Here is a 12084-nt window from a genome sequence, read left to right as displayed (position 1 = left end):
AAATTCTTGTGTCACGAGGCCTCGGAATCAGGATCAAAATCTACTAAATCAGACTGACCGGATTGCTGCAATAACATTTGTACTTTCTGTTCTGCAGCCTGCAAAGCCTCCTGGCAATCACGGGTAAGCAATACACCGCGTTCATAGAGTTTTAACGATTCTTCCAGGCTGATATCACCTTGTTCCAAACGCTCTACCAGTGATTCCAGTTCACTGACTGCCGCTTCATAATCCAGTTTTTTGCGTTTTGCCACCATATTGGCCTCTGTACAAAGTTCGCGTTAACGTCACATTATAAGTCAATCGAAGCTGACATGCCTGCTGGAATGTTTGTTAATTTCCCGTTAGTCTGTAGCGTTTTCCTCTTACACTGAACTGTTCATGCCGAAAATCTTTCGCGGCTTATACAATTTACCCGACCCCGCACAAGGTTGCGTGGCGACGATTGGTAACTTTGATGGCGTCCATCTGGGGCATCAGGCTGTACTGACTCAATTGGCGATGAAAGCAGACATGCTTAATTTGCCTGCTGTGGTGATCACTTTTGAACCCCAGCCTTTTGAATATTTTGTACCGGGAAAAGCTCCCGCCAGATTATCGCGTTTCCGTGAAAAAGTAGAAGCATTACGCGCCTATTCGATTCAAAAACTCTGCGTATTGCGTTTTAATCGCCAGCTTGCCGAAATGCAGGCCGAAACCTTTATTCAAAAACTATTGGTAGAAGGGTTGAATGTTCGCTATCTGGTGGTGGGTGATGATTTTCGCTTTGGCAAAGATCGACAAGGTGACTTTAACCTGTTACAACAAGTCGGCAAAAATCAAGGTTTTCAAGTCGTCAATATGCATACCTTTGCCATTGATGCGATGCGGGTCAGCAGTACCCGTATTAGAGACGCTTTGCGTGAGGGGGATTTGAGCGTGGCAGAAAAATTACTAGGCCGACCTTACAGGATGAGTGGCCGCGTCGCACATGGCGATAAACGTGGTCGCAAAATGGGGTATCCGACGGCAAATATTCATCTGCATCGGGCAAAAGTACCGTTAAATGGTGTCTATGCTGTGCAGTTGTACGGCATTGATGAAGAGCCGGTAAATGGGGTTGCCAATATCGGTGTCAGACCTACAATTTCAGGCAGCGATAAAGCTTTGCTTGAAGTGCATCTGTTTGATTTTCAGCGTGATATTTATGGTGAGCACGTACAGGTCTATTTTCTAAAAAAACTGCGTGATGAACAGAAATTTGCCAGTCTGGAAAAATTGATTGAACAGATTCATCTCGACTCCGCGCAGGCGAAAGATTATTTTGAGAGTCACATCGAGTTATAGTCGCCCTGGTCGCTGGCAAATTTACCCGCTTCATAATCTGATATTAGCTGTTCTGCAGCGTGGAGATCTTCATCGTTGACAAAGATATGGGCAAAATCACTGGCAGGTAAATCTCCTACAGCGCCTTGTAAATAATGCCCGCCAACATGAGTTTCTATGCCATGTGAATCCAGTAGGCCCGCCACAATGTGTGCTTCAAGAATATTGGAACCGCGAAATATCAGCTTCATGATTATTGCAGATGTACTGCTTCAAATCGGGCCATTACATTACCTTCCACATCAGCCAGCTCAAGATGTTGACCTTCAATTTGCCAGTAACGTACTTTTTCCAGCATAAAATGGACTGCCTGAGCCGTTTCCATGCCTTCAGAGCAAGCCATCATGGTGCTGGCGATACGATTAAATTTCAGCTTGTCTTCCCTAAGTTGAAAACTGCCCATGATCCGGTTGCAACCATCCGATCCGGAGAGACGGTTTTCTTCACTGGCTAAAATAATTGAAGGTTCACGTTGCTGTTCATATACTTCTACCGGCTCATCATTCAAACGAGTCAGTTTCCAATAGGTGTTGAGCAGGTTTTCGTTATAGCCCAGCTCGCCACAGGTTTCACCAGGCCAGATATCGTCGGCACTCGTGACGATGAGATTTGGCTGAATTTCGCCAGTATCACTATTAGCACGAGGCTCCAGGTAACCCGTCACCTCAACTAATAAAGGTTGATTAACCTCTTCCGCATACTCCAGATAAAGCGATTCAAGTGTTGCATTATCTGCTTCCTGAGCAACAAACCAGCGCTGACCCGTCAGACATTCTGTAAAGATGCCGCTATCAGCCATGTAACTATACATCCCGTGAAACTGCATAGCAGGGTAGACAGCCCGGAATTGTGTTTCCCGTTGTAATCGATAATTCAGCGAACTATTAATCAACGTATCTTCCTGATCCAGCAAACGGATACTGCCATCTTTTTCGATTTGGAATGCCGTTTGCTGAGGATCGTCAGATAGTAGCCGGAGCTGACCCGTTTGTTGCTGCCATTGTCCAAGTTGATAAAACGTCGCATTATCGCCTGAGTCCTGATAATGCAATTGAAGATAATAGCTTTGGTCGGCAAATAAATTGAGATGATAATCAATGCCGGGGCAGTCAGCACAGGGCAAAGTGCCGCTGTAGCTGACTGGTAAATCGTCGGTAATCAAATGACGCTCATCAGCTTGTTCAGTGCTGCAAGCACTGATAAACAGGAATGACATCAAGATCAACCCATACTTCAACATATTGAACTCCGGTTAAAGTTGCCCGGAGCTATCGATGAAATTCACCTGCACGCTCCGGCTGATATTCAATGGCTTCTATTCTGACCTGTAACATCCCACCATTACCATCTGGCCAATTGATTTCGTCGCCTTCTTTTAAGCCCAGCATGGCACTGCCTACTGGTGCTAAAATGGAAATCCGGTCACCAGAATCATCCATATCCTTTGGATAGACCAATTTCAGCGTAAAAGTTGCTCCGCTGGAAATGACGGAAAATTTCACCTGTGAATTCATTGTTACTACATTGGCTGGCATTTTTTCAGGCTCAACCAGTTCAGCTCGCTCCAGTTCAGTTTCTAAAGCAGTTTTAATATTCGCCGGTATCCCTGCAGATACCTGCAGTAAGCTTTCGATACGTGCGTAATCGAGTTCAGAAATAATAATGTCAGGTTGCGTATTCACAATAAACTCCATTCAACAAATTAAAAGACGCACAAAAAACTACCATCTATGTTTGACGGCATTCATTTTCATGGCGTTGGGGGAAAATCCGAGACCTGATTATGATGGCACAAATTTCAAACTGATATAAGGTGCCAGTAAAAACAAAAAAATGGCGAGCTTATACAGCATCATTCCAAAGTAGTGGAGTTGTGAGAAGTGCTCCTGGCTCAGAGTGAACCAGCGACTATGCAGCCGATATATTTTGTCACGGCCAACAGCAAACAAGATGAACCACAGCGCCAACAGCAGATAATTGAGCACAGTGGTCCAACCCAAAACAAAGGTCATTGTTTCCAGCGTCATTGCAGATACTCCTTTCAACAGTGCCTAATTTACGCTGAGTTATTGCTGAATAAAAGTCGCCGGTGTTTACCTGTTGCCGCGCAGCTTTTTAATAAGACGCTTGATTGCTTTGCGTCCATAGCGGCGCTTGAATTTAACTTTAAAATCATAAAGATAAAACGGCAAACGGCAACGAAAGTTAAACGGCAATTTATATTTGGTATGTTGCAGATAATGTCCAACCAGTTTTTCTCTGCCAGGCCAGTGTAGTTTATTGCAGATCCGAGTGAGATCAGACAGACGTTCAGCAAGCGTCGCATTACGATTGAAAAAGCGGGCCCGATTGATATCAATCAGCGTAAATTCAAGCTCAGCATCGTCTTGTTTTTTGATCAGAATGTTGCCGCCTGCCAGATCACGGAAGAACACTCCACGACCGTGCAGCTCTAACAGAAACTGACTGAGTTGCTGATATAGCTGGTCTTCGCTGACACCTTGATATTCTGTAGCACCTTCATTAAACGCAGTGAGGATGTCTCTGGCTGAGAAATCGTGTTCAACTAAATCGCACAGATAATAATTGTCGGTCAGTGTTTTATCATCGGCCCGTTCAAAATAAGCGATTGGCAGTCCGGTCGGAATGCCTCGGCGTAATAATTCAGCTGCTGCATTCCAGCTGCGTCGGGATTTGCATGGCTTGAATTTATCCAATAACAATTTATGCGGCGGCATACGTAATGGTTTTTTGATGACAATCGGTTTGTCTAAAATATTATCTAGCCGCCAGATAACATTACGGGCTTTGCGTAAGGTGTTTGCTTCGGTTGCTTCAGGTAAATAGGCTGGATGCAGCTTTTGCTTCAGTGCAGCAGCATGTTCGGCATTTTCAGCAATTAATAAACCTTTCCAGCCATCCTGTTCAAACTCATACAAGCTCTTGCCGGGTGCATGACGATAAACTGACACGCGTTCACGCGCATTCGGGCTGGATTTAAGTTCAATTTTTGCGCCGGCCGGCCAGCACAGAAAAACCGGTGTTTCGGTAACAAACTCGGGTTTCTCAACCGCAATTTCTCCGTCCCGAGTGATGACTTCAACATTTTCAAGTTGTGCCGGAGCATATAAAGCATGCATTGGCATAGCCTGACCATTGGCCGTCCATAGCACGTGAATTAATTTGTCTTTGCTGCGGAAAGCATGGACTTCAATGGCTTCGGCTGTGGCGAGTGGACCCTCGTACAGACTGCCCGGTATCAGCCGATTAAAATTTTTCATGGCATAAAAAGCCGGACGCGTCCGAAAATCCTGGCGCTGTCCAAGCACGGATCGGTAATGTGTAATTCTCTCTAGCTCAGGATAAGTCTCATAACCATCATCAATCAGACCTTCGCGGTGGCAGATGAATGGGCCCCAATAGGCTTGCTGCATCGCTCCGGACGCGGCAAGCAAGGTCAGGTAACGACTCAGATAGTCCGCTTGTTTCTCTTCACCATTGACCAATACCCGGCGGATACGCGGCAATGTCCAGAACGCTGCTGGCGAAATAAATTCCTTAACGCCAAAATCGTCGCTGATTTTTTTTAATATTCTTGCTTTTTTAACCAGGTTCACTTTCAGCCGCATGGCTAATTTGGTACCAAAAATACGGTGGTCAAAGCGTTCCGGTTCGGTGACACGTTCACTGAAGAGATTATTCGTATGAATATCCGGTAATTGATTCTCACGACGCAGACGCGTCAGTACCGCAATGTTGTGCAGCGGTTCAAAGTCAGAAATATTTGGACCAGCCAGTTTTATATTACGGGATTTGATTTCTTCAAACGCAATGCGCCAGGCATTAAAAAAACTCTCGGTGTCATAGCCAGCCCAACGACGACGATTGCTGGTGGAACCGACCTCAATAGCACTGACTCTTGAACCAAATCGACTGGCCACTGTTTGTACAAAATCACGCCAGCGTAGCTGTGCGCTACCCGTTTTCATTTGCTGGGCTTCGCTAAAAGGCTGCACTAAATGTAGTAACACCTTGATGTCGGTTGCCAGCAGGCGTTCCAGTAAACGCGTGACTGGACCGCCTTCATCACCGTATGTGTAGTCAAGACGAACCTGTTTAATTTCTAATTCAGTCAGTCTTTGCAGGATATAGTCATCGACGGCCGGATCGTCGGAAGTGGTTACACCGACGCCAACAAAATCTACCGGAACAATATGTTTAGCTTTGGGTAAATGACCGTCAGGTAAAGCCAAACGGCCTGCAAATACATAACGCAAAGCATTGCCCAGTGAATTTGCGTCCATTAATGGGCCATTTTCAATCTTGTTTTGCGAGTTGTCCGACGTGCTCATAAAAAATCCGAAAGTTCATGCCCGGTAGTGGGCTATTTGAGGCAAAGAAAAGGTCTTAATTCAGAGGTGAAGTTTAATGCGTTATGCTGTTGGAAAATACATTTAATACCACCACACCAACTAAAATCATTGAAATTCCAATGATGGCTGCTGTATCGAGTTTTTGACCAAATACAATCCAGCCGATTAATGCTATCAACACAACGCCGATGCCTGCCCAGATAGCATAGGCAATGCCCACTGGAATAACTTTTAAAGACAGGGCTAAAAAATAAAAGGCAACACTATAACCGAGGATAACAGCTATTGATGGCCAAAATCGGGTAAATCCTTCCGAAGCTTTAAGAAAGCTGGTGCCAAATACTTCAGCAATAATAGCGATACTTAATAGTAACCATTTAGACATCAGGAAGACTCAGTTGTAAGAGAAAAACAGGCTGATAGCCAACAAGCTGCCTAACAAAGCAACAATTAAACTTATCACTGCCCCCCATTGTGTCCTGTAACCTTCCGGAAACTCTGATTCCCCAAGCGTTTTTAATACTCGTTGAAACTGCCTGGCTGCATAGACTGTTGTAAAACTGCCAAGCATGATAAATGCGATGCCAATAAGAAATGTGAGGGTGGTATTAAGATGCTCCTCACCGTTCGATAATACCTCAATCAACAAGCCGGAACGTTCGATTAAAAATCCGAACATAATAAAGGTCAGTCCGGTGCGGTTCCATGCCAGTAAGGTACGTTCGGCGGCAAATAAAACGCGTGGATCCTGAAGGTAGGACATAGACTAAACTGCCCTGGCTTTACGTTTTCTCAGGCAGCTTTTGAGCTTGGCGCTTAGCTTGTGGAAGAAACGATGTTTGTTGCCAGCGGCTTCACTTGTCAGGAAATTAATTTGAATGGAACGACGAGTACCTTCAAAACTTGGATAGCCATGCCAGCAGTTATCAGTGACTTTAAACGCGACTAATGAGCCGGGACCAGGAATGATTTCATCAATAAAATCTTCCATATCATTGGCATTATTCAAAATCCGTAACCGGCCCGTGGTTGCATCCCATGTCTCATTCAGATAAATGAGAATGGTCACCAGCTTGGTTTTTGAATCGGTATGAATACGCCCGTCTTTCTGTCTTGAGTAGCCACGAAGTGTCATCATCATCGGCAGACTCATTACCTGAACATCAAATTTCTCACAAATAAGTTGCCTGAAGTCAGGGCTGTCGATGGAATCCAGGAATGCCTTGAAATCCGGTTTAACCGATACATCATCTACATTAAAGCTACCGCCATCATCAATGTTTGGAAAATCCTCAAGAATCCCCTTCAGCGCTTCCGGGCGGATCGATCGTTCCACCTTAAAGAATGGGAAGGGAGCCGTGTTGACAGGAGCGGCCCTTAAGGCCTGCAGATCCAGTACTGAGTTCATATGGTGTTCTCGATAATGCATAGTAAGGAACGTATAAGCACAATATGATAATACAAAATGACTTGCCAATCTGATTGCAAGCCAGAATATCCCTAAGAAAAATATATGCCAAGGGGATAAGATAAGTTTTGCTGCAACCCCATAGTTGTTGCTATGGTCACTACTAAAATAATTAATAGATCCAAGCTATGCAGGAGAGAAAAATGACCAAGTGGAATGAAGGCATTGTAGTGGAAAACAAACAATGGACAACCACTTTGCATTCACTGAGAGTCGATGCCGAAATTGAAGCATTTGAGGCTGGACAGTTCACTCGCCTGGCACTGGATATCGATGGCGAAGAGATCAGTCGGCCATTTTCACTGGTGAATGCGCCAGGCGAGCGGCCGCTGGATTTTTACTTTATCGAAGTGCCGGGTGGAGTGTTGTCCGCAAAACTGGCCAATCTTAAAGCGGGGGATACCATTAAGATAGCTCCCAAGGCTTCGGGGTTATTAACCTTGAAGCAGTTACCGCCGGCAAAAAAATTATTTTTACTGGCAACCGGTACCGGCATTGGTCCTTTTTTATCCATTATTAAAACGTCTGAAATCTGGCAGCAATTTGAACGGGTAACGCTGGTTCATGCCGTGCGTTACATGGAAGAGCTGACCTATCAGCAAACCGTTCGAAATATCGCCGAAAACTATACCCATCAGTTCAGCTATATTCCTATGGTCAGTCGCGAGCCATGCGATTATGCGATTCCCGGTCGTATACCGGAAGCCATTATGAACAATAAGCTGGAACTTCGTGCTGGCGGACGGATGGATACTGACAGTCACGTGATGCTGTGTGGGAATCCGGATATGGTGCAGGACACAATGAATGTATTAACAAAACGTGGATTGAAGAAACATAGTCGTCGGGATCCCGGGCATATCAGTATCGAAAAATACTGGTAGACAGTATCGCTACTTGTTACAGTCAGAACGGGGCAAAATGACAGAGTATTTGAACCATACATTCAGTGAATGAGTCACAAATGGCATAGCAATTGCTCATCATCAATGATGAGATGAATTCTCTGGAAATACCATCAAAGCGCATTGCAAATTGCACTAAAAAGTCACATTGTGACCTGACTAACGTTTTAAAACGGATCACCAAACAATTTTGTTGCTCGGTCCAAAACAGGGGAGGGCTCATGTCAGATGTCTGGCAAGACACCATCACCACAGCTGAAACCATACGCCGTGAATTCCATGCTCATCCGGAAATGGGCTGGCAGGAACATCGTACTGCACAACGTATTCGCGAGATTCTCAGTTCACTGAATATTGCCTGGCGCAGCTGCGCCGGTACCGGAACGGTAGGTATTCTTAATCCCACGGGCACGGCAGCGCCTCATATTGCCCTGCGTGGTGATATGGATGCCTTACCCATTCATGAAGCGACGTTAAAAGCCTGGAGTTCAATGAATGAAGGCTGTATGCATGCTTGTGGTCATGACGGGCATACCGCAACCTTGTTAGCGGCAGCCAAATGGCTCAAGTATCACGAAGCAGAATTAAAAGGTCCTGTCAGTCTGATTTTCCAGCCAGCCGAAGAAGGTGGTCATGGCGCAAGAGAAATGATTAAGGACGGTGCGCTTGATGGCGTTGATGAAATATATGGCTGGCATAACTGGCCTGCTATACCATTCGGCCAAATGTTATGCCCCGATACTTTGGTTATGTGTGGTAATGGCACGTTTAAAATCACCCTGCATGGACAAGGAGGTCATGCCAGTCAGCCGGAGTTATGTCGTGATCCGGTGTTAGCGGCCAGTGCTATCACCCTTAATCTGCAACAGATCATCAGTCGACGTCTGGCACCCCAGCAAGCTGCGGTGATCAGTGTCACTTCCATTGAAGCCCCCAGTGCACCAACGGTTATCCCGCAACATGCTGTGATGGGGGGCAGTATTCGGGTTCCGGACAGAAAGACTCGCGATGAGATCAATCAATTGATTACCGAAATCAGTCAGCAAACGGCTATGAGCTATGGCGTGGTCGCTGAAGTTGAAATAATGCCACGTTATGACGCCACCATTAATCATCCGCTTCAATCTACGCAAATGCGTCGGTTATGGCAGGAAATAAATGGGGCAGATTCGCTGGATTTTGTCACAACTTTACCCATCATGGCTTCAGAGGATTTCAGTTATTACCTGCAACATATTCCCGGTGCATTTGCATTGATTGGCAGTGATGACGGTCCTGATCATCAGGCGCCATGCCATAGCCCCCATTATGACTTTAACGATCGCCTGATTCCGGCGGTCACACGATTGTTTTCGCGCCTGGTTGGAGTGGGCGCACCTGTTCCGGAGGAACTGCCATAAATCGTCCGTAAGACGTTTCAAGAGGAAATTTAAATGAGTATATTTGAAGAAAGAGAGTCTGAGATCCGCGCCTATTGTCGAGTTTATCCAGTGGTGTTCGATACCGCGATCAATGCGAGGCAGACTGATGAAAACGGCAAGGAGTACATCGATTTTTTTGCCGGCGCCGGTGTATTGAATTTTGGTCATAACAATCAACGCATGACCAAAGCGGTGGTGGATTACATTCAATCCAACGGTGTAACACATAGTCTTGATATGCATACCACTGCCAAACAGCAGTTTATGCAGCACTTCACCGATACCATTCTGAAACCTCGCAATATGCCTCATAAAATGCAGTTTATGGGGCCAACGGGTACCAATGCCGTAGAGGCTGCGATGAAACTGGCCAGAAGGGTCACCGGACGTCAGGATGTTGTCGCCTTCAGCCACGGTTTTCATGGCATGACTTTAGGTGCCTTGAGTGCCACTGCTAACCAATATTTCCGTAATGCGGCCGGTGTGCCACTGAACCATGTCAAACACTTTGCCTTTGGTTGTGACAAAGCATGTCCGGGTTGTGATTTGGGCTGTGGTATGAAGAGTATTAAACAGTTACAGGCTATCTATGCTGATAGCTCCAGTGGTATTGCTCCACCAGCAGCATTTCTGCTGGAAACCATACAGGCTGAAGGCGGGGTTAAAGTCGCCTCTAAGGAATGGTTGCAGGCACTGGAAACATTGGCAAAAGAAGTGGGCGCTTTACTTATTGTCGATGATATTCAGGTGGGTGTCGGTCGTACCGGTTCGTTTTTCAGCTTCGACGATCTGGGAATAGATCCGGACATTATTTGCCTGGCCAAAGGCATTGGCGGTATGGGAACGCCAATGGCGATGAATCTGGTTAAACCAGAACTCGACAAGCATTGGTCACCCGGCGAACACACCGGTACTTTCCGTGGCCAGGATATTTCTTTTGTGGCCGGTGATCAGGCGTTGACCTATTTTGATGATGATGTGTTAATGAAAGAAGTCAGAGAAAACGGCCACTTAATGGCTGAAGCCATAGCCCCACTGGCTGCAAGGTATTCAGATGTGAATATCACCGGTAAAGGCATGATTCTGGGACTGGATGTTGGAAATGGTGATCGAGCCAAAGCCATTGTCAATCAGTGTTTTGATGCCGGATTAATGATTGCCAGCTGTGGCACGGGTGGGCGAGTGGTTAAACTGATACCACCATTAACCATACCTGAGGCGGATTTACAGACGGGTCTGGATATCCTGGTGAAAGTGACCGAAAAAGTCATGCAAATGGAGGAAGCGGCATGAGACAGCGTGATGATATGACTTTCCCTTTTGAAGAATACGAACGACGACTGCGTGAATTACGCGAACGTATTGCCGAAAGGCATATGGATGCCGTGGTGATTTCCGATCCGGAAAACATTATGTATCTGACGGATTATCAGACCACCGGTTATTCCTTCTTTCAGGCGCTGGTGGTACCGCTGGAAGATGAACCGTTCATGATTACCCGTAAACTGGAAGAGTCCAATGTAATTCATCGGACCTGGGTGGAAATTACCCGGCCCTATCCGGATACCGGTGATGCGATTCAGATGCTGGTTGATGCGTTGCGTGAATTTGGTCTGGATAAAAAACGCATTGGTTATGAGCGTAATAGCTACTTCTTTCCGGCCTATCATCAGGATTGCATTCATACCACGCTTACGGATGGCAAATTGCTGGATTGTTTTGGCATTGTCGAAGAAGGTCGGGTCTGCAAATCACCGATGGAAATTGCGTTAATGCAAAATGCGGCCAGAGCCACTGAAGCTGGCATGCAAGCCGGTATTGACGCCGTGCAGGCCGGTGTCACTGAAAATGAAATTGGTGCCGCAATCAGTGCTGCCATGTTCAAAGCGGGTGGTGAACCGCCAGCCGTTATGCCGTATGTGACTTCGGGGCCGCGAACCATGATTGGTCATGCCACCTGGGAAGGTCGGATTGTACAACCCGGTGAACATGTATTTCTGGAAGTAGGTGGCTGCTATCGTCGTTATCACACCGCGATGATGCGTACCATTGTTCTAGGAGCACTGAGTCCATCAATGTACAAGGCTCAGGAAATCATGAAAATGGCTTTGGATGCAGTACATAAAAACTTCCAACCCGGAATGACAGTGTCAGATGCTGACAATATGATCCGCAATATTATTACCAAAAATGATATCGGTGCGAGGCTGGTCACCCGTTCGGGATACTCAATTGGCATAGCTTTCCCCCCCAGCTGGGATGAAGGCTATATCGTCAGTCTCAAACAAGGCGAATCGGCGGTACTTAAACCCGGCATGACGTTTCATATCATTCCATGGATGTGGGGTGTTGATGGCGATAAAACCTGTGGAATTTCTGACACCATCCACATTACTGAAGATGGTTGTGAGTCGTTTTTTACCATGGATCGCGATTTTGTGGTGAAAGCCGATCAGGGTAAACAAAAGCTTATTTCGGTGGATCAAAGTTCTAAAAGCGAAGCAAAAGCCGATAAGCAAATCGAGCAAGCCCGGAAATCGGCTAGCTAAGTA

Annotated in this window: 14 protein-coding genes; 5 read left to right on the top strand and 9 right to left on the bottom strand. The window is 46.1% G+C overall.

From position 1 onward, the window contains the following. Positions 1–11: 11 nt before the first annotated feature. The gene (locus tag B2337_RS12190; RefSeq protein ID WP_292361551.1) at positions 12–257 is read right to left on the bottom strand and encodes an exodeoxyribonuclease VII small subunit; all 246 of its coding nucleotides are present in this window, start codon (positions 255–257) and stop codon (positions 12–14) included. A 124-nt stretch (positions 258–381) separates the two neighbouring features. On the opposite strand from B2337_RS12190, the gene ribF reads away from it, so the two are divergent. Further along, positions 382–1326, top strand: a complete 945-nt coding sequence (ribF, locus tag B2337_RS12185) for a bifunctional riboflavin kinase/FAD synthetase (RefSeq protein WP_292413718.1) — start codon at positions 382–384, stop codon at positions 1324–1326. Here ribF and B2337_RS12180 read toward each other — a convergent pair. The 8 genes from B2337_RS12180 to B2337_RS12145 all read right to left on the bottom strand — a co-directional run bounded on the left by B2337_RS12180 (position 1311) and on the right by B2337_RS12145 (position 7146). Continuing rightward, on the bottom strand, positions 1311–1556 hold the full coding sequence (locus tag B2337_RS12180) for a DUF2007 domain-containing protein (RefSeq protein ID WP_292361553.1): 246 nt from the start codon (positions 1554–1556) through the stop codon (positions 1311–1313). The genes ribF and B2337_RS12180 overlap by 16 nt on opposite strands. A 2-nt stretch (positions 1557–1558) precedes the next feature. Continuing rightward, positions 1559–2605, bottom strand: coding sequence for an META domain-containing protein (locus B2337_RS12175; protein ID WP_292413719.1), 1047 nt, complete (start codon positions 2603–2605; stop codon positions 1559–1561). 28 nt (positions 2606–2633) lie between these two features. Further along, entirely contained in the window at positions 2634–3047 is a 414-nt protein-coding gene (gene rnk, locus B2337_RS12170) for a nucleoside diphosphate kinase regulator (protein WP_292361555.1), read from the bottom strand. Between the two features lie 99 nt (positions 3048–3146). Then, positions 3147–3392: a DUF6868 family protein gene (locus B2337_RS12165; RefSeq protein ID WP_292413721.1), complete on the bottom strand. Its 246-nt coding sequence runs from the start codon at positions 3390–3392 to the stop codon at positions 3147–3149. 66 nt (positions 3393–3458) lie between these two features. After that, positions 3459–5717, bottom strand: a complete 2259-nt coding sequence (locus B2337_RS12160; RefSeq protein WP_292413723.1) for a lipopolysaccharide kinase InaA family protein — start codon at positions 5715–5717, stop codon at positions 3459–3461. Between the two features lie 73 nt (positions 5718–5790). Then, entirely contained in the window at positions 5791–6123 is a 333-nt protein-coding gene (locus B2337_RS12155) for a DMT family transporter (protein ID WP_292361558.1), read from the bottom strand. A gap of 9 nt (positions 6124–6132) precedes the next feature. Continuing rightward, entirely contained in the window at positions 6133–6501 is a 369-nt protein-coding gene (locus tag B2337_RS12150; protein WP_292361559.1) for a YidH family protein, read from the bottom strand. 3 nt (positions 6502–6504) lie between these two features. Next, positions 6505–7146 (bottom strand): 2OG-Fe(II) oxygenase, encoded by a 642-nt coding sequence (locus tag B2337_RS12145; protein WP_292413724.1) that lies wholly within the window; start codon positions 7144–7146, stop codon positions 6505–6507. Positions 7147–7349: 203 nt separating this feature from the next. Here B2337_RS12145 and B2337_RS12140 point away from each other — a divergent pair, with 203 nt between their 5' ends. The 4 genes from B2337_RS12140 to doeA all read left to right on the top strand — a co-directional run bounded on the left by B2337_RS12140 (position 7350) and on the right by doeA (position 12081). Beyond that, entirely contained in the window at positions 7350–8090 is a 741-nt protein-coding gene (locus tag B2337_RS12140) for a ferredoxin--NADP reductase (protein WP_292361561.1), read from the top strand. Positions 8091–8332: 242 nt separating this feature from the next. Further along, positions 8333–9511, top strand: a complete 1179-nt coding sequence (gene doeB2, locus B2337_RS12135) for a N(2)-acetyl-L-2,4-diaminobutanoate deacetylase DoeB2 (protein ID WP_292413725.1) — start codon at positions 8333–8335, stop codon at positions 9509–9511. 33 nt (positions 9512–9544) lie between these two features. Then, positions 9545–10825 carry an aspartate aminotransferase family protein gene (locus B2337_RS12130; RefSeq protein ID WP_292413727.1) on the top strand — a complete coding sequence of 427 codons (1281 nt, stop codon included), beginning with the start codon at positions 9545–9547 and terminating at the stop codon, positions 10823–10825. After that, positions 10822–12081, top strand: coding sequence for an ectoine hydrolase (doeA, locus tag B2337_RS12125; protein WP_292361564.1), 1260 nt, complete (start codon positions 10822–10824; stop codon positions 12079–12081). Before B2337_RS12130 ends, doeA begins: the two co-directional genes overlap by 4 nt. Positions 12082–12084 lie beyond the last annotated feature (3 nt).

It is taken from the genome of Methylophaga sp. UBA3192 (genome assembly GCA_002363955.1).
Taxonomy (GTDB): domain Bacteria; phylum Pseudomonadota; class Gammaproteobacteria; order Nitrosococcales; family Methylophagaceae; genus Methylophaga.
Note: the sequence above shows the minus strand (reverse complement) of the source record. Positions and strands in the feature narration are given on the sequence as shown.